Below are 18028 nucleotides of genomic sequence, written 5' to 3' on the forward strand. Positions count from 1 at the left end.
CCCGTCACGAGCCGGCGTCGGGAATACCAGGCTTGCCGGATGTACGGACCCACGACGACGGCCTGCACGGCTGATTCGGAATCAGGTCGAGATCAGCTCTGGTCGAGGTAGTTTTCGACGGCCGTGCCGACGGCGCGGGCGACGGTGGTAAGCGCTTCGGGTGAGGTGGTGTTGTCCGGTGTATCGGCCGGGGTGTGGAAGGCAGGAGTGATCCCGACGAACGACATCAGCGGCGCGGGGCTCACATCAGCCCACAGTTCGCCTTCGCCGAACCATTTCGGCGGGTTGAGGATCGGTGCCAGCCCGGCCGTGGCGAGGGCCTTTTCCACCGGGCCGTAACGGCTTTCGTCCATCCTGACGAACAGCGAACGCCCGACGGTCGGGAGGTGGTGCGGGTCGGTCACCGATGGTGCGAGTTCGAGGGGTGCCTCGGGTGCTTTCCGCACTCCCAGTGCGACATTGGCGCCCAGATGCACGATCAGCGCGGGATCCATGTCGAAGGTGCGCAGGTAGTGCTGCAAACCGATGTGGTGCAGGATCTCGTGTCCCGGCGCTCCGACGACGACCACCGGGTGCCGTCCGGCGAAGCGCTCCGCGAGAGCGAACGCGACGGCGATGCCGGTCGCGCGTTCGGCCGCGCATCCGAACCAGCCGCTGAGCGGTGTCGCGAGTAGGAGGGGCGCGGCGTCGGCGTTGTCCGCGGCGAAGGTGGCGATCACGTTCGTGCTCGAGCCCGCGACTGTCTGGGCCGAGAAGCGGAGGTGGACCGATTTCGCGGCGAGGTCGTCGGCTACCCGGCCGGGGACCAGGACCACCGGCATCCGGCCGACGACGGTGGGATAGCGGTTGGGCATCACGAGCTGACCCAGCGGGTTGAGAGTCGCGATCACCGCGGCAGCCGCACCCGCATTCTCCGCAGCCGTGATCGCGGCGTCGAGGTCGGCGGAAGTGCGGTCGCCCTCGGTGGCGTGCACGGCGGCCGTATACGGGGAGTCGGTCTCGAGCACGCCGACGCTCTGGTAGTACAGCGCGTCCGACTCGACCGGCTCTCCGTCGATGGTCACCTGGGTATTCGCGACGTAACGGTCGAACGTGAATCGCTGGTATTCGATGCTCGCGCCCAGGCTGGTCAGCTCGTCGGCGAACAATGCGTTGGTGTCGTGGTCGACGTCGGTGCCGACGCGATGCTCGCCCATGCTCGCGTACTTCTCGACGAACTCGTAGAGCCGGGTCCCATCGGCCCATGACCCCGGTGACGAGCTCATCGGCTTGCCACCACCCGGATCACCGGCGGGTGCACGAGGCTCCGGCCGACCACGCAGTATCGCTCGGTGAGGTCGGCGAGTTTCGCCAATGCGGCAGCGTCGACGTCGGCCGAGGTCGTGACGGTGATCGTCACCGTGATCGGCGATACCCCGACTTCGGCGGTCCGGTCGATACCGAGGGTGCCGGTGGCGTCGAACGACCCGGTCGCCTCCACTTCGGCGCCGGTGATGGGCAGCGCCATGGCGGTGGCGACGCTGCGGCAGGTCACCCCGGCGCAGGCGGCCAACGCCTCGAGCAGCATGTCGCCGGAGCAGGCGTCCGAACCGTCACCACCGGTCGCCGGATGCAGCCCGGCGCGCACGGGCCCCGCGAATGTCCGCACGGTGCAGGTGATGCCGGGGTCGGCGAACGAACCCGCCGCACGCAGGGGCGTGACTGCAGCGGCCCGGTCGTCCCGGTAGCGCTGTTTCACCGCAGCTTGCAGGGCTTTCAACTGCGCCACCGTGGTCATCTGCCAAGCGTAGTCCGCTGCGACGGTAGGTCTCCGCAGGCTGTGCGGAAGGTCGACCGGCGAGTACCGTGAAAACCGGGGACCGCCGTTCGGACCGGTGCACCGTGTGGGCCGCGCTCGAGCACAACCAAGGGGCATCCGATGCCGATATTCATGGTGGAGCGGCAATTCGCCGAACAGCTCGAGGTGGCCCCGGAGACCGCCGCGGAGATCAACCGGATCAACGACGAGTTCGGGGTGCGCTGGCTCAGTTCGTTTCTGTCGCTGGACAAACGCAAGACGTTCTGCCTCTACGAGGCCGACAACGTCGACGCGATCCGCGCCGCCGCGGTGCGGGCCGGAATCCCCGCCGACGCCATCATGGAACTGTCCGGAACCATCACCCCGGACGGAGCCTTCGCTCCGCTGTCCACCGCAGACGGGACCGCCTCCGGCTAGAGCAGTCCGTGCTCGGTGGCGAAGATGGCGGCCCTGGTCCGATTGGGCGCGGCCGTCTTGATCAGGATGCTGCGTACATGGTTGGCGGCGGTGTTGGCGCTGATGAACAACCGCTCGCCGATCTCGCGATTGGACAGTCCGTCGGCGACCAGGCGGAGCACATCCACCTCGCGATCGGTCAGCCCGTTCGGCAGCGTCACGTGCTCGCGGCGCGGCGCCGGATCCGCGTCCAGATCCCGCAGAATGCGGCGGTGTCCGATCCGCCGTGCCAGCGCGCGTGCCTCGGTGGCGAGGTCGGCGGCGGTAGGTCCGGGCACGGCGGCGGGACGACGCAGCCGGTGCCGGTACCAAGCCGCCAATGTCTCGGCCTGGTGAGTCACCGCTCCCATCCGGCGGTCCATCGCGAGAGCGCGCTCGAAGTGCATGTCCGCACCGCCTGCACCGAGCACCGAGTCCAGTTCGGCGAGATAGCGATCCGCACTGCCGAATACCGCCACGCTCGCACCGGCCATCAGATTGGCGCCGGCGTACTCGGCCATCAACGGGCGCAGGGTCGCCGCCACCTCGGTGTCGTCGAGCCGGACCGCCGCCTCGGTGGCGAAAGCCAGCACGCCCGCCCATTGGGCGCCGAAACGGTGATCGGCGAGTCGTTCGCAGAGGTGAGTCAGCAGGCGCGCGGCCGGCTGCCACATCTCCAGTTCGGTGTACAACGCCAAGAGTCCCGGCAACCAGTGGTCGTCGAAGCTCTCATCGCCGGACACGAGCGGACGAACCTGCTCCAGCCCACCGGTGACCCGCCGGAGCATGAACTGCTGCACACCCCATGAGCCCTCGGTGGCGCCGCCGAACTCCTGAGCGAACTGGTCGTCGAGCCAATCGATGATCCGCTCGGTGCCCGCGAAGTCGCCGACGGCGAACCGGTGCGCGCACCGCGAACATCCGGCGACATACCGGAAGAACGGCTGACCCCGAGCCAACGCCAACTCGGTCAGGTCACGCTGGGCGCTGCTCCACGCCACCGCGTCGCCGAGCAGGTAGGCGAACACCGCGCGGTGGAAAGCGGCGGGTCCCCGGTAGTCGTCGTCACCGAGGCGCGCCCCGATGTCGTTGAGCTCGATCGCCCGTGCCAGCAGTTCGGGTGCCAGGTCCGGGCGCATACCCTGCCACAGCGTCGTGCACAGGGCGTGCGCGAGCAACTCCGGATCACCGATGACCCTGGCCCGCGCCAACGCATCCTCACCGATCCGGCGAGCCTGCCGGGAGTCGCCGGTGAACGACGCGGCACGCCCCATGCTCGCGCGAGCGCGCACCGACAGCGGGTCGTCAGGGTTCAGGGCGGCGGCGCCCAGAGCTTCGCTCAACAGCGCCAGCGAGCGCTGACCACTCTCGGAGGGCCGCCACGACGCGTTCTCGTGCCCGATCGCGGCGGCCAGCCGGACGCGCGGATCCCCGTCCGTGGCCAGCTCCTCGTAGAGCCGACGGGCGGTGTCGAAGTCGCCACCGTGCAGGTGACAGCGCGCCGCCGCCGAGAGAAGCTCGACCCTGGTCGGGCCGTGTGCGGCATGCGCCTGCGCGGCGCGCTCGTACAGCGACGCCGCCTCGCGATGGGCGATGCCGCGCTCGGCCTGGCGGGCCGCGAGCACCAGGTAGTGCACCGCCTTGTCCGCGTATCCGAGGGCACGGGCCCGGAAATAGTGATGAGCCAGTGCGGCGACCCGGGTGGGGTCGCGCTGCTCGAGGGCGAGCGCGACCCGGGCATGCGCGGCCGCCAGATCGCCCGCCGACATCCGGTCGAGCACGGCCTGGCGAGCGAGGGCGTGCGCGAAGCGATACTCGCCGTCGGCGGTCCCCGCGACGAGAAGTCCGGCACGCACACCGAAGTCGATTCCCGCGAGGACCTGGTTCGAGTCGAGTCCGTCGGTCAGGATCTCGGGGTCGACGACATCACCGGCGACCGCCGCCAGTTCGATCACCCGCGCGTGGTCCACATCGAAGGCCGCCAGCCGGCGGGCCAGCGCATCCTGGACCGATCGCGGTGCGGCGACAGCGGAACGTACCGCGGTCAAGCCGCCGCGGGTCGCAAGGTCGTGCCAGTACTCCTGGAGGAAGAACGGATTCCCGCCGGTGTGGTCGCGCAGTACCGGCGCGGCCGAGAGCGCCGAGCCCCGCGACACCCCGGCCGCCCGGACGAGGTACTCGGCCACCTCCTCGGTGCTGAGCCCGGCGAGGTCGATCCGCGCGACACCGTCGAGACGATGCAGATCGGCGAGGGCGAAGCTCACCGCGTCCGTACGGTCCGGTGCGGTTGTCCGCAAGGTCGCCAGCACGAGCAACCGCTCACCGGCAGTGGACTCGACCAGATGAGACAGCATCGCCAACGTCGGCTCCGATGCCCAGTGCAGATCCTCGAGGACGAGCACCAGCGGGCAGCGCTCGGCGGCCGCCAGCAAGACCCGCATGAGGGCGTCGAAGAGGGCAGGTCGCGAGTCCCGGTCACCCGGATTCGGTTGCGCCGACGGCCAATACCGCGACACGCTCGTGGTGAGCCGCAGCAGCGGGGCAGCCGCGGTGGGCGCGATAGCGCGAAGGGCTTCCGGCGGGGCCTGCTCGATCGCCTGCTCGAGAATCGCGACGAAGGGCCGGTACGGGATGTCGAGGTCTTCGCGGCACGCGCCCCACAGCACGGTGGCGCCCTGCGCGCGCAACGCGGTGGCCGCCTCACTCACCAACCGGGTCTTGCCGACGCCCGGCTCGCCGCCGACGAAGACGACCTGCCGCCGATCACTCTCGACCGCCGCCCACACGGCCTCGAGCCGCGCGACCTCCGCGCCGCGACCGACAAAGGCCGTACCGCTGCTCGGCGACGCCGATTCGGTCACTCCTCGACCTTAGCCGGATTCGACGCCCATCGAGATAGTCCGATCCGACCCCCTCGCGCCCGCGCCGATTCGGTCAGATCAGGTCAGGTGCGCGGCACCGGTTCTCCGTAGCGTCACAGGTAACGCCGACCGAGGAGCACATCATGGCGACGAGGATCGAAGACCTGCCCATCGAGGTCGCCCAGGGCGAGTTGACCACCCGGTACATCGAGTGGGGCGGCATGGCGGTCCGATACGCCAGCGTGCCGCCCGAAACCGACTTCGGACCGGTCCTGCAGGGCCTCCCCGACGACCGTTGCCCCAGCCCACACTGGGGAATCGTGCTGGAAGGATCGTTGCGGCTCGAGCACGCCGACGGCACGGTGGAGACCGCCGCCGCGGGGGAGGTCTACCACTGGCCTGCCGGGCACACCGCCACTTCCGCCGGGGGAGCCGTCTTCCTCGAAGTCGGCCCGGTGGCGCAGATGCGTCAGTTCCACGACCACGTCCTGCGCCTGTTCGGCTGATCGCCGCACCGGCCGACCCTCAGGGAGCAGAAATGAACGGCACACCAGCACTGACCATGCTCGAAGCGGTCCGCGGCGAGGTGATCACCGCGCAGTCACCCGGCTACGACCAGGCCCGTTCGGTCTACAACGGGATGATCGACCGCAAACCTCTCGCGATCGTCGGCGCGGTCGACGTCGCCGACGTGCGCGTCACCATCGACACCGCCCGGGCGAGCGGACTCGACCTCGCCGTGCGCGCGGGCGGGCACAGCGTGCCCGGTTTCGGCACCGTCGACGACGGCATCGTCTTGGACCTCAGCGCGATGAAGGGCATTCGCATCGATCCCGACAAGCGGATCGCCCGGGTCCAGGCAGGCTGCACCTGGGGCGACTTCGACCACGCCGCACACACATTCGGCCTCGCCACCACCGGCGGCATCATCTCGACCACCGGGGTGGCCGGCCTGACGCTCGGCGGCGGCATCGGCTACCTCGCCCGTGCCTACGGGCTCTCGATCGACAACCTGCGATCCGCCGACGTCGTCCTGGCCGACGGCACTTTCGTCACCGCGAACGCGACCGAGCATCCCGATCTGTTCTGGGCGTTGCGCGGTGGCGGCGGCAACTTCGGTGTGGTGACCGAGATGGAGTTCGACCTGCACCCGGTGGACACCATCTACGGCGGACCCATGTTCTTCGAGCTCGAAGCCGCCGAACAACTGTTGCGGACCTACCGCGACTGGATCGCCGCGGCACCGCGCGCGATGGGCGCCTTCCCCGCCTTCCAGATCGCCCCGCCGCTACCGTTCATCCCCGAAGACCGGGTCGGTGAGCCCTTCGTGCTCCTGGTGTCGTGCTTCAACGGCAGCGACGAGGAGGCTGAAGCACTGCTCGCGGACCTGCGCGCGGTCGCGGCACCGGTCGCCGAGCACGTGGGCCGGATGCCCTACCCGACCCTCAACGGCGCGTTCGACGCGCTGCTCCCCGCCGGGTTGCAGCACTACTGGAAGGCGGCCTTCCAACCCGAACTCACCGACGGCGCCCTCGCCGCGCACCTGGAGTTCGGTCCACGGGTGCCCGCCATGCAGTCCACCATGCACCTGTATCCGATCGACGGCGCCGTCCACGACGTCGCGGCGGAGGACACCGCGTTCGCCTACCGGACCGCGAACTTCGCCCCGGTCATCGCGGGCATGTGGCCGGACGCGGCCGACAACGAAGCCAATATCGAGTGGGTACGCGACTACCACGCCGCGCTCGAACCGCATACCGCCGACGGTGGCTACATCAATTTCATGGCCTCCGACGACCAGGGCCGCATCCGCGCCAACTACGGGCCCAACTACGACCGCTTGGCGGCGATCAAGAAGGCCTACGACCCGGCCAACCTGTTCCATCTCAATCAGAACATCGCACCGGCGAAGTAGGACCACGAATGCGCGGCCGATGGGACGAGGCGCGGCGAATCAGGCCGTGTGCGCGGAGTCCGAGGAGGTCGCGGTGATACGTCGTCTGCGCGACGGCATCATCGTGGTCGGGTGCGAAACGCTCCAGGCCGCGCTCTTGCAGATGAACTCCTTGAGACGCGCGGCCGGTCGTCCGGTGAGCGCGGAGGACTTGGGGCGGTCGTCGGGGGTGACCCACTGCACGAGGGCGTCGCGGCGGCCGAGGCTCACGCACTGGCCGGTGTAGCCGATTTCGTTGCGCGGCACCGCGCGTCCGGTCAGGCGGGCGGCGATGGCATCGGCCGCCTGGTACGCCGTGGGGACACCGGAAGCGCAGGACATACGCAGCGGGTCACCGCCCGCGCCCGGGGCGAGCGCGGCATCACCGATGGCGTAGACGTCGGGATGCGAGATCGAGCGCATCGTCTCGTCGACGACGATCCGACCGGTGTCCGACACGGTCAAGGTGGTGGCCGTGGGGATCGGATGGACCGCGAAACCTGCTGTCCACACCGTCATCTCGGCCTGGATGACCGCACCGTCACCGGTGACTGCACCGGTCTCCAGCACGCGGGCGATATCGGTGTGCTCGCGTACCGTGATGCCGAGCCGGTCGAACGCGGCGCGCAGGTGTCGGCGCGCTTTGTCGCTCAGCCAGTCGCCCAGGCCACCGCGCGCCACGAGCACGACGCCGAGATCCGGTCGGGCTTCGGCGATCTCGGTGGCCGCTTCGATGCCGGTGAGACCACCGCCGACGACCAGCACGGTCGCACCGGCGCCCAGGCTCGCCAGCCGCGCACGCGTGCGGAGCGCGGACTGCTTGCCCGCGATGTCGTACGCGTGCTCGGCCACCCCCGGCGCACCGGAAGCGGCAGTGCTGCCCAGGGCGTAAACCAGTGTGTCGTAAGCGATCTCGTTGCTGTCATCGACGGAGACCGTCTTGTGGTCGACATCGATGGCGGTGACCCGCCCCAGCCGCACGCTCACCCCGGTACCCGCGAAGACCTCGGTCAGCGGGCGACTCTTCAGGTCCTGTCCGGCCGCGAGCTGGTGCATACGGACCCGTTCGACGAACTCCGGGTCGGCATTGACGACGGTGATGTCGACGTCGGCCGGGTGCAGCCGCTTGGCCAGACGTCCGGCGGCATTGGCTCCGGCGTAACCGGCGCCGAGAACGACGATGCGATGCTTCATGGTCTCACTCCTGTCTGGGTGGTGTTCGCTTCCTGAACCGGACAGCGATGCGAAACCTGACAGCACTGGAGTGTGGGCTAGGTCACCAGCCCGTGAGGAGTGGGTCGGCGTGCTGCTTCGTCGCCCAGTGCCGGGTTGCCCGCTCGAGCTTGGCCGGGTTGGCCTGGGTGTGCACGGCCACGATCCCCTCGGTCGTCACGTCGAAGGTGATGAGGGCGACGACGCGGTCGGCGGCCACGATCACCAGCGCGGGAACGCCGTTGGCGACGGCGGCGAACAGGTCGGCGCGGCCGCCGATCATCGCCCACTTGTGTTCGTTCGGCACGAACAGACGGCGCAGGAACCGCGCCACCTGCAGCGAGCCGGTGATCGGCCGGTCCAGCGACGGGACCACGCCACCACCGTCGCCCGCGCTGATCGCGTCGTCGGTCAGCAACCGGATGAGCGAGTCGGTGTTGCCGCTCAGTGTGGCGGCCAGGAATTCCTCGACCACCTTGCGCGCGGCCGCCTCGTCGACGTGCACGCGCGTCCGGTCGTCGGTCACATGCTGTTTGGCGCGCCGGTAGATCTGGTAGCAGTTGGCCTCGGTGATATCGAGGATCTCGGCGATCTCGTTGTGCGCGTAGCCGAATGCCTCGCGCAACACGTACACGGCGCGTTCCCTCGGCGAGAGCCGTTCCATCAGGGTGAGTACGGCCATCGACACCGATTCGCGCTGCTCGACGGTGTCGGCCGGGCCCGTGATCGGGTCGGTGGCGAAGACCGGCTCGGGTAACCACTGGCCCACATACGCCTCCCGTCGAACCCGCGCCGACGTGAGCTGGTTGAGGCAGATATTGGTGAGCACCTTCGTGAGCCAGGCGGCGGGCGTCTCGACGAATGCGTGGTCGGCGGCGTGCCAGCGCACGAAGGTGTCCTGCACCGCGTCCTCGGCATCGCTCGCCGAGCCCAACAGGCGATACGCGATCGCCTCCAAACGCGGCCGTGAGTTCTCGAACTCCGCGAGCTCGCGCGTACCAACCGACATGGGTCGAAGCTAGTGGTTCCCGGACCGGTTCGCGAACTCGGGCGCTACTGGCAGTTGCGTTCGTCGGTCCCGTCGCCGCAGTCGTCGTCGCCATCGCACAGCCATTGTTTCTGAACGCACCGATCGTTGTCGCATGTGAATTCTGTCGGTTCACAAGGGAACCGGCCGCCGTGACATTCGGTGCGGGTATTTCCCGGTCCGAATTCGAAGGACACCAGTGCGTCGGTGCCTACGGGGCTGGATTCTGCTTCGGCTGGTGCGACCGCCAGGGCCAGCGATAAGGCGGCGGATCCCAGCATTGTCGCGAGAACGGAAACAGCACGCATGAAAACCCTCCATAACTAGTGGGGGACACGCTTGCGGAAATGCGGTATTCCGGCAGTGTATGACGGTGAGGCGGAAATTCTCGCAATGCGGTGGGGGGCACGTCCGCGCGGTCTCAGCGAAGGCCTGGTTCGACGTAGCGCTCGACGAGCAGCCGCTCTTCGGCCGGATCGTCCAGTGGCCAGGTGAGCAGCGACATCACGACTCGAACGATCCATTGCGCCGCCGCGTCGTCGGGGGCGACACCGGTGAGTGCGGTCGCGAATCTGCCGAGTTGCGGTGAGGCCGCGAGATAGCTGTCCGCGCGGGTGGCGCGGGACCGCGCATACCACTGGGCCAGTACCGGATTCGTGCGGACCGCGTCGACCGATGCCAGGATCGCCTCTACGACGCGCCGCGACCCGTCGAAGGGTTCGACGGCGAGGGCGACTTCCTCCGCGACCACGGACGCGGCACGTGCGATCACACCGTCGACGATGGCCGATTTCCCGCCGACATGCCGGTACAGCGTCGCTCTCGAGCAGCCCGCGCGCGCGGCGACCTCGTCGACGTTCACCGCCTCGATGCCTCGTTCGAGAATGAGTGCGGTTGCCGCGGCGTGGATTCGTTCGGCGGCGATGTCGCGACGACGCCCACCGGCGAGCCAATCGGCTCGATCATGATCTGTGATGGGGTGCCTCCAGCAGTTGGAACGGGCCTGCGTGAGATCTCATAGTGAGACAGAATTGCGTTTGTGTCTATCATCGCCGTGCGCGAAAGGGCCGCCGACCAGCTTCAATGGCCTGAGCCTCGTCGGCGTTGAGACAGATGAAACCGCAGGTAAAGGCGTTGAATCGCAATTCTCCACGTGATCTTGACACCCCTGTTTCGGACATGGACGGTGGTGCTACTGAAACACGTTCTACCAATGGTCTGGGAGTAGCTGATGAGCGTCATACCGCTGGACGAGATCGACATCTTCGATTCGGCTCACCTCGAGAATCCTTACCGCCTCTACCGATCGTTGCGTGAGACCGCACCGGTTCATCGGGTTCCCGGCACCGACTTCTACCTCGTGTCGACGTGGGAGCTGGTGACCGAAGCCGTACGGCGCACCGAGGACTTCTCGTCGAATCTGACGGCGGTTCTTGTCCAGCACTCCGCGGGTCCGCCGACGACTTTCGACCTGGACGGCGGTGGACAAGCGGTGCACGTCCTGGCGACCGCCGACGACCCGACTCATCTGGCTCACCGCAAGCTGGTGTTGCCGGTCCTCGGTAAGCGGATCCGGACCCTCGGCCCCGCCGTCGGCGAGCTGGTCGACCGTTTGTGGTCCGACGGAGTGCGTGACGGCCGGATCGACTGGGCCGGCGAGATGGCTGATCGTTTGCCGCTGGCAATGGTCGCGCACCTGATCGGACTGCCCGAACAGGACGTGCCGCAGCTGCTCGTCTGGGCTTACGACAGCACCGAGATGCTGGGCGGTGTGGTCGGCGAAGGGCAGCTGGGCAGGCTGTTCGCTTCGGCGGCAGAAGTCGCTCAGTACCTGCACCACCAACTGCAACGTGCCCGACAAGATCCCGGCGACGACCTACTCGGGGTCTTGGCCCACGCCTGCACCACCGGCGAGATCGTCGAGGAAGTCGCCGTCCTGGTCTTGGTGCAACTGGTCGGAGCCGGGGGAGAGTCCACCGCAGGTCTGATCGCCAGTGCGGCCAGAATCTTGGCCACCCGCCCGGCTCTCCAAGAGCACTTACGAGCGCAGCCCGACCTCGTCGCCCCGTTCCTCGAGGAAGTTCTGCGGCTCGAGTCCCCGTTCCGCGGCCACCACCGGCACGTCACCACCTCGACGACCCTCGGCGATGTCGAGTTGCCCGAGGGCAGCCATCTGCTGTTGCTCTGGGGCGCCGCCAATCGCGACCCCGCGCGGTTCCCGGCCCCGGACGAAGTGGACATCGATCGGAAAAGCGTGACCGGTCATCTCGCATTCGGCAAAGGCGCCCACTTCTGCCTCGGATCGGCACTGGCTCGAACGGAGGCCAGGGTCGCGATCACCACGCTGCTCGAACGCAGCGACAACTTCACCCTCATAGAGGGCGACCAACCTCAATGGGTACCAAGCATTTTCGTTCGCCGCCACCACACCTTGCCGCTACGCATCCGCTGACTCGCCGACGATCGGATCCGCCGCAATGGCGCTCCGTTCGCGATCGCGACATCGACGAGTAACCGCGCCACGGTGTGGCGGCGTCGAAAAGACGATGTCCACGGCGGCGTAGCGTGAACACGGTGGTAGGGACACCGAAGTACATCGGGCACTCGGTGGGGGGCCGGCGGCTGGCAGTCGAATGCCGAGCCGAGGTGCCCGCACTCACCGAGCGCTTGATGTCGGCGATCTTCACCGATATTCCTGAGTGGACCGACTATTCGCCGGTGAGCCGGGACGATTTGCGCGCTGGGTGTCACAGCTATCTGGCCAGGGTGCTCGATCTACTGGCCGGCGACGTGGTCGCGGCGAGTGGTGACGACGTTGCCACAGCGATCGGTCGCGATCGCGCGGCCCAAGGTGTGCCGTTGGAAGTCATGCTGCGGACTTTCCGGCTCGGCGGCCAGATCGTCTGGGATGCTCTCCTCGACCGGGCGGGGGAAATGTCGTCTGTCGAGGTCCGGAAGATCGGAGCCGCGACCTGGACGGCGATCGACGGTATGTCGTCGGCGCTGGTCACCTCCTACCGGAGTACCGAATTGGAGCAGGTGCGCCGCGACGAGCGACATCGCCACGGGTTGATCGAGGATCTGCTCGCGGGCAGTGCGCACGACGTCAACTTCGCCGCGCGGGCAGGGCGCGAACTGAATCTGCCCACCCACGGTGGCCTTCTGGTGGTCGCGGTGCGTGGCGAACGGCCGAGCGTCGAGCTGGGTACCGAGATGGCGTTGGCTGCCATGGGTATTCGTTCGGTGTGGCACGACCGGGTCGACACCATGGTCGGGCTCGTTTCGATGGAGCAGCGCGAGAGCGCCGTGGTGCTCGATCAGGTCGGCAAGCGGATTCGGGGGCGGGCAGCGGCCTCCCCGGTTGTCGCGGGGCTGTCGCAGATCGGTACCGCGCACGCTTTGGCGACCCTCGCGCTGGAGACGCTGTCCGCAACAGCGCGGGGTCTGGTGTCGCTGGAAGATCGCTACCCGGAGGCGCTGTTGCTGCGGTCGCCTGATCTGACCGAGCTGATGATCGCTCGCACGCTCGGTCCGGTGCTCGAACTGTCCGCCAGGGAACGCGAAATCCTGCTGAGCACACTGACGGTCTGGCTGGCGGAGAACTGCTCGGCGGCGCACGCCGCGCCGCGGCTGCACTGCCATCGAAATACGGTGATCAACCGGTTGCAGCGGATCTCCACACTGCTCGGGCGGCGGCTGGAAGGACAACGGTCCTACCTCGAGCTCTCGCTGGCATTGGCGGCCCTGGAGATGAGGCCAACCACCGCCGAGTGAACGGTGCACCATTTTCCCGAGTTGGGCTCTGCGCCCAATTCCAGCTGGTGAAGTCTGGGCTGCATGTCCGTTGATTGGGCAATCGCGGACCGTGAGACTCGATGAACAACCCGCGCTGCGACCGCGGACGGGTTGAACCTTCGAGCTGAGGAGCACCACGAGTGCTGGAATTCGATCTCTTGGTCATCGGTGGTGGACCGGGTGGATACGTCGCTGCCATCCGTGCCGCGCAACGCGGCCTACGGGTCTGCGTGGTGGAAAAGGAACGCCCCGGTGGCGTATGCCTGAACTGGGGTTGCATTCCAACCAAAGCGATGCTGCGCTCCGCGGAAGTCTTCCAGACCCTCACCGCGGCAGCCGAATTCGGTGTCCTCGCCGACAACGTGCGCTACGACTTCGCCGCGGTACGGCAACGCAAGGACGCCATCGTCGAAGAGCTGACCGATGGTGTCGCGGGTCTGCTGAAGGCCGGCGGGGTCACCCTGATCGAGGGCCATGCCCGGTTCGTCGAGCCGACCGTCGTGGAAGTCCACGAGGTCGGCGCCTCGCCGATCTTCGACGGCGGGCCCCGCTACGCCGCGGCAGCTGGAACGGCGATCCGCCGGGTGAGCGCGCGCGACGTGATCGTCGCGACGGGTTCGGTGCCCGCGAGGCTACCGGTCCCGGGCGCGGAACTTCCCGGTGTCGTCACCTCCGACGGTGCGTTCGGGCTGACCGAGGTGCCGCGACGATTGGTGGTCGTCGGCGGCAGCGCCGTCGGTGCCGAATGGGCGAGCCTGTTCGCCACTTTCGGCAGCCAGGTCACGATCGTGGAGATGCAGGACCGCCTGGTTCCGCTGGAGGACGAGGAGATCGGCGAAGCGCTCGGCCGCTCGTTGCGGCGGCGGGGCATCACCGTGCTCACCGGCGCCACCGTCGCCGAGATCGCCGAGGGCGACGCACTGCGGGTCTCGGTCGGTGGTCCGGTGGCGCACGAACTCGACGCCGACGCCGTGCTCGTCGGCGTCGGGCGGCGTCCCAACACTGCTGAACTCGGCCTGGACGTGTGTGGAATCGCCACGGACGCCCGCGGTTTCATCGAGGTCGATGATCGGCTGCGGACCAGCGTCGAGCATGTCTACGCGATCGGCGACGTGACCGGTCGGGCCATGCTCGCTCACGTCGCCTCGCACCAGGGGATCACCGCGGCCGAGGTGATCGCCGGGCACGACACGTATATCGACTACTCGGTCATCCCGGCCGCGACATTCACCCACCCGGAGATCGCCAGCGTCGGTCTCAGCGAGGAAGCGGCCCGTGCGGCCGGCCACGAGGTGATCACGGCCAAGTTCCCGTTCGCCGCGCTCGGACGGGCCAAGACCTTCGGCGAGACCGAGGGATTCATCAAAATTGTTGCCGGACAGGCGCATCAGGAAGTGCTCGGGGTGCACATCATCGGCCCCTCCGCCAGCGATCTGATCGCCGAGGGCGCGCTCGCGATGTCGTTGGAAGCCACGCTCGACGAACTGGCCGACACCATTCACGCCCACCCCACTCTCGGCGAGATCGGCATGGAGGCGGCCATGGCCGGACTCGGACTGCCGGTACACATCGCGCCGCGCAAGCGTCGAGGAGCTTGACATGACTACAACCACCGCGCGAAACAAGCCCGCCCGCGAGCTGACGGCCCCCGACCCCGTGCCCGCGACGGAAGATCCGGACACGCTGCGTGGTCTCTACCGCGACATGCTGTTCGTGCGCCGCTTCGAGGAGCGCACCGCGCAGAGCTACCAGCAGGCCAAGATCGGCGGCTACTGCCACCTCAACCTCGGCGAGGAAGCCACGGTGGTCGGCCTGGGTGCCGCGATGCGACCCACCGACTACCTGTTCACCAACTATCGCGAACACGGCTACGCGCTGGCCAAGGGTATCGAGCCGGGGCGGGTGATGGCTGAGCTGTACGGCCGCTCCACCGGTACGTCCAAGGGCTGGGGCGGTTCGATGCACATGTACGACACCGCGACTCGGCTGCTCGGTGGCTACGCCATCGTCGGCGGCCAGGTTCCCCTTGCCGTCGGCGCGGCGCTGGCCATCGACTACAACGGCGGCGACGATGTGGTGGTGTGCCAGATGGGGGAGGGCACCACCAATATCGGCGCATTCCACGAGTCCCTCAACATCGCGGCGCTGTGGCGGCTTCCGGTGGTGTTCTTGGTGATCAACAACCAGACCGGTATGGGCACGACGGTCGAGAAGTCCTCGGCCGAACCGGATCTGTGGAAACGCGCCGCCGCCTATCGCATGCGTGGTGAGCGGGTGGACGGAACCGATGTGCTCGCCGTGCGTGACCTGGCGAGCGAGCTCATCGAAGGTGCTCGCCGCAACGGCGGACCCGCACTTCTCGAAGCGGTGAGCTACCGGCTCAAGGGCCACTCGGTGGTCGACCCGGCCAGATATCGCAGCTCCGAGACCGTTGCGACGGCACGGGAACACGATCCGATCGTGGTGTGGCAGCAGCGTTTGCTCGCCGCCGGTGTGCTCACCGAAACGTCGCTGGCCGATCTCGACCGCGAGGTGACCGCCGGTGTCTCCGCCGCCGTCGAATTCGCTGATTCCAGCCCGCATCCGGAGCCGTCGAGCCTGTTCGACTACACCTACGCCACCCCGGTACCGGGCGATTCCCGCCGCCTGCCCGCCGATCCGCTCTTCACCCACTGAGGACTCCCACTGTGCCTGTCATGACCTATCGCGAAGCGCTGCGCGAAACCCTGCGTACGGAGATGCGACGCGACGACGACGTTCTTCTGATCGGTGAGGAGATCGGCGTCTTCGAAGGCTCCTACAAGATCACCGCGGGTCTGCTCGAGGAATTCGGCGAGAAGCGAGTGCGCGACACACCCATCGCCGAAGAAGGATTCGTCGGTGCGGCGATCGGCGCGGCGATGCTCGGATTGCGCCCGGTCGTGGAGATCATGACCATCAACTTCTCGCTGCTGGCGCTGGATCAGATCGTCAACCACGCCGCGAAGATCTACGGCATGTTCGGCGGCCAGACCAGCGTGCCTCTCGTCATCCGTACTCCCGGTGGCGGCGGCCAGCAACTCGGGGCGACGCATTCGCAGAACATCGAGTTGTACTACGCCTTCGTGCCGGGCCTGAAGGTCGTGGCGCCGAGCACGCCCGCCGACGCGCGGGCATTGCTGAAGGCTGCGATCGAAGACGACGATCCGGTGCTGTTCCTGGAGAATCTGTCGCTCTACAACACCAAAGGCGAAGTGCCCGACGATCTTCCGGCTGCGCAGATCGGAAAAGCGGCGGTCACCCGGGAAGGTACCGACATCACCCTGATCGGCTACTCCCGCATGGCAACCGTTGCCACCGAGGTCGCGCAACGCCTCGCCGCCGAAGGTGTTTCGGTCGAAGTGATCGATCTGCGCAGTCTGCGTCCGCTGGATCGGGACACCATCGTGGCCTCGGTGCGCAAGACCGGGTGCGCGGTCATCGGTGAGGACGACTGGCTCACCTACGGGATCGGCGCGGAAATCGCGGCATCGATCTCCGACGGCGCGTTCGACTACCTCGACGCCCCCGTTCGCCGCGTCGCCATGGCCGAAGTCCCGCTGCCCTACGCCAAACCACTCGAAAAGCTCGCCCTGCCGTCCGCGGAATCGCTCTACACCGCGGTGACGGAAACCCTGGCCGCCGTCGGTAAGGACACCCGCCATGCCTGAGATCATCATGCCCCGCCTGTCGGACACCATGGAGGACGGCGTTGTCGCGGCTTGGCTCAAGAACGTGGGCGACCGGATCACCCGTGGCGAGATCGTCGCCGAGATCGAGACCGACAAAGCCCTGATGGAACTCGAGGCCTATGACGACGGTGTCCTGGAAAGGATCCTCGCCGAGCCCGGCGTCCGGGTTCCGATCGGCGAGCCGATCGCGATCGTGGGGGATGGCACCGGCACGAGCGGGCATTCCGCTGGACACACCGCCCTGGCGGCTACCTCGGACGATGCCCTGTCCGACGTGGTCGAAGCGGTCACAGCCGCTGCGCCACAGCGTGTTCCAGGCAGTGCTCCACTTTCGCCGCGCACCGATGTCGTGAAATCTTCGCCGCTCGCTCGCAAGATCGCGCGCGAGCTGAGGGTCGACATGGACTCTGTTGTGGGAACCGGTCCGGGCGGGCGGGTGACCAAACGCGATGTCGAGGCGGCCCACAACGCTGCCGCGCCCGGTGCCGTCGCGGCTGGTCCCGACGTGAAAGCGGCCGCTGTGCAGGAGCTTCCGGCATCAGGAGAGTTCGACGAAGTCGCGCTGAGCGCAGTGCAGCGCGTCTCCGCGGCCAGGCTCACCGAGAGCAAGCAGCGGGCACCGCACTTCTACCTGACCAGCGCGATCGACGTGACCGAACTGTTCGCCTTCCGCGCCCGGATCAACGCGCTGCAGGACGCGGCGGGTGACAGCAAGGTCAGTGTGAACGACCTGCTCGTCAAGGCCGCGGCTGTCGCGCTGCGCACCGACAGCTCGGTCAATGTCAGTTACGCGGGCGACAAACTGCTGCGGCACAGGGGGATCCACATCGGTATCGCAGTCGCGACGCCGGTGGGTCTGCTCGTTCCGGTCATCCGCGACGCGGACCGCAAGCGCGTATCCGAGATCGCCGCCGAAAGCCGGGACAAAGCGATCCGCGCCCGCGACCGCAAGCTTCGCGCGGAGGAGATGACGGGCGGCACCTTCACGATCTCCAACCTCGGAATGTTCGGCATCGAGCAATTCACCGCGGTCATCAACGCACCGGAGTCCGCCATCCTCGCTGTCGGCGCAGCGGCCGACGAATTACGCCTCGAGAACGACGAAGTCGTTGCCCGCAAGATCCTTCGGGTGACCCTGTCGGCCGACCATCGAGCTATCGACGGCGCGGTCGCCGCGCAGTTCATGGCGACCCTCGCGACTCTGATCGAAAACCCGCTGCGGATCGTGACCTGACGGTCCGCAGCCATTCCACGGCC

The 18028-nt window shown here is 67.8% G+C and carries 16 protein-coding genes; 9 read left to right on the forward strand and 7 right to left on the reverse strand.

All coding sequences use genetic code 11. The annotated features are described in order from the left end of the window. Nucleotides 1–92 precede the first annotated feature (92 nt). Together AB0F86_RS05870 and AB0F86_RS05875 are read right to left on the reverse strand one after the other, a co-directional pair. Nucleotides 93–1265: a hypothetical protein gene (locus AB0F86_RS05870; protein ID WP_356982291.1), complete on the reverse strand. Its 1173-nt coding sequence runs from the start codon at nucleotides 1263–1265 to the stop codon at nucleotides 93–95. Then, nucleotides 1262–1777: an OsmC family protein gene (locus AB0F86_RS05875; protein WP_356982293.1), complete on the reverse strand. Its 516-nt coding sequence runs from the start codon at nucleotides 1775–1777 to the stop codon at nucleotides 1262–1264. Before AB0F86_RS05875 ends, AB0F86_RS05870 begins: the two co-directional genes overlap by 4 nt. Nucleotides 1778–1918: 141 nt before the next feature. Between AB0F86_RS05875 and AB0F86_RS05880 the strand changes: the two genes are divergently transcribed. After that, complete coding sequence (locus AB0F86_RS05880; RefSeq protein WP_356982295.1) at nucleotides 1919–2215, forward strand: DUF4242 domain-containing protein; 297 nt, start codon at nucleotides 1919–1921, stop codon at nucleotides 2213–2215. On the opposite strand, the gene AB0F86_RS05885 is transcribed toward AB0F86_RS05880, so the two are convergent. Then, nucleotides 2212–5094, reverse strand: coding sequence for an AAA family ATPase (locus tag AB0F86_RS05885; protein ID WP_356982297.1), 2883 nt, complete (start codon nucleotides 5092–5094; stop codon nucleotides 2212–2214). The genes AB0F86_RS05880 and AB0F86_RS05885 overlap by 4 nt on opposite strands. 143 nt (nucleotides 5095–5237) lie before the next feature. Here AB0F86_RS05885 and AB0F86_RS05890 point away from each other — a divergent pair, with 143 nt between their 5' ends. Both AB0F86_RS05890 and AB0F86_RS05895 read left to right on the forward strand, forming a co-directional pair. Further along, a complete protein-coding gene (locus AB0F86_RS05890) occupies nucleotides 5238–5600 on the forward strand; it encodes a cupin domain-containing protein (protein ID WP_356982299.1) in 363 nt (120 codons plus the stop codon). A 32-nt stretch (nucleotides 5601–5632) separates the two neighbouring features. Further along, a complete protein-coding gene (locus AB0F86_RS05895; protein WP_356982301.1) occupies nucleotides 5633–7009 on the forward strand; it encodes an FAD-binding oxidoreductase in 1377 nt (458 codons plus the stop codon). Between the two features lie 39 nt (nucleotides 7010–7048). Here AB0F86_RS05895 and AB0F86_RS05900 read toward each other — a convergent pair whose 3' ends face one another. The 4 genes from AB0F86_RS05900 to AB0F86_RS05915 all read right to left on the reverse strand — a co-directional run bounded on the left by AB0F86_RS05900 (nucleotide 7049) and on the right by AB0F86_RS05915 (nucleotide 10242). Beyond that, the gene (locus AB0F86_RS05900; RefSeq protein WP_356982303.1) at nucleotides 7049–8221 is read right to left on the reverse strand and encodes an FAD-dependent oxidoreductase; all 1173 of its coding nucleotides are present in this window, start codon (nucleotides 8219–8221) and stop codon (nucleotides 7049–7051) included. Between the two features lie 82 nt (nucleotides 8222–8303). Beyond that, nucleotides 8304–9248, reverse strand: a complete 945-nt coding sequence (locus tag AB0F86_RS05905; protein WP_356982304.1) for an RNA polymerase sigma-70 factor — start codon at nucleotides 9246–9248, stop codon at nucleotides 8304–8306. 44 nt (nucleotides 9249–9292) lie between these two features. Next, entirely contained in the window at nucleotides 9293–9574 is a 282-nt protein-coding gene (locus AB0F86_RS05910; protein ID WP_356982306.1) for a hypothetical protein, read from the reverse strand. Between the two features lie 113 nt (nucleotides 9575–9687). Next, complete coding sequence (locus AB0F86_RS05915; RefSeq protein WP_356983737.1) at nucleotides 9688–10242, reverse strand: TetR/AcrR family transcriptional regulator; 555 nt, start codon at nucleotides 10240–10242, stop codon at nucleotides 9688–9690. A 255-nt stretch (nucleotides 10243–10497) separates the two neighbouring features. Here AB0F86_RS05915 and AB0F86_RS05920 point away from each other — a divergent pair, with 255 nt between their 5' ends. The 6 genes from AB0F86_RS05920 (at nucleotide 10498) to AB0F86_RS05945 (ending at nucleotide 18005) form a co-directional block, all read left to right on the forward strand. Continuing rightward, nucleotides 10498–11718, forward strand: coding sequence for a cytochrome P450 (locus tag AB0F86_RS05920; protein ID WP_356982307.1), 1221 nt, complete (start codon nucleotides 10498–10500; stop codon nucleotides 11716–11718). A gap of 122 nt (nucleotides 11719–11840) precedes the next feature. Then, a complete protein-coding gene (locus AB0F86_RS05925) occupies nucleotides 11841–13040 on the forward strand; it encodes a helix-turn-helix domain-containing protein (protein WP_356982308.1) in 1200 nt (399 codons plus the stop codon). Between the two features lie 161 nt (nucleotides 13041–13201). Continuing rightward, entirely contained in the window at nucleotides 13202–14659 is a 1458-nt protein-coding gene (gene lpdA / locus AB0F86_RS05930; protein ID WP_356982309.1) for a dihydrolipoyl dehydrogenase, read from the forward strand. A 1-nt stretch (nucleotide 14660) separates the two neighbouring features. After that, nucleotides 14661–15737: a pyruvate dehydrogenase (acetyl-transferring) E1 component subunit alpha gene (gene pdhA / locus AB0F86_RS05935; RefSeq protein ID WP_356982311.1), complete on the forward strand. Its 1077-nt coding sequence runs from the start codon at nucleotides 14661–14663 to the stop codon at nucleotides 15735–15737. A gap of 20 nt (nucleotides 15738–15757) precedes the next feature. After that, entirely contained in the window at nucleotides 15758–16750 is a 993-nt protein-coding gene (locus AB0F86_RS05940) for an alpha-ketoacid dehydrogenase subunit beta (RefSeq protein WP_356982313.1), read from the forward strand. Continuing rightward, nucleotides 16743–18005 (forward strand): dihydrolipoamide acetyltransferase family protein, encoded by a 1263-nt coding sequence (locus AB0F86_RS05945; RefSeq protein WP_356982315.1) that lies wholly within the window; start codon nucleotides 16743–16745, stop codon nucleotides 18003–18005. The genes AB0F86_RS05940 and AB0F86_RS05945 overlap by 8 nt, the downstream gene beginning before the upstream one ends. Nucleotides 18006–18028: the final 23 nt, after the last annotated feature.

The organism is Nocardia sp. NPDC023733, assembly GCF_040639775.1.
Taxonomy (GTDB): domain Bacteria; phylum Actinomycetota; class Actinomycetes; order Mycobacteriales; family Mycobacteriaceae; genus Nocardia; species Nocardia rosealba.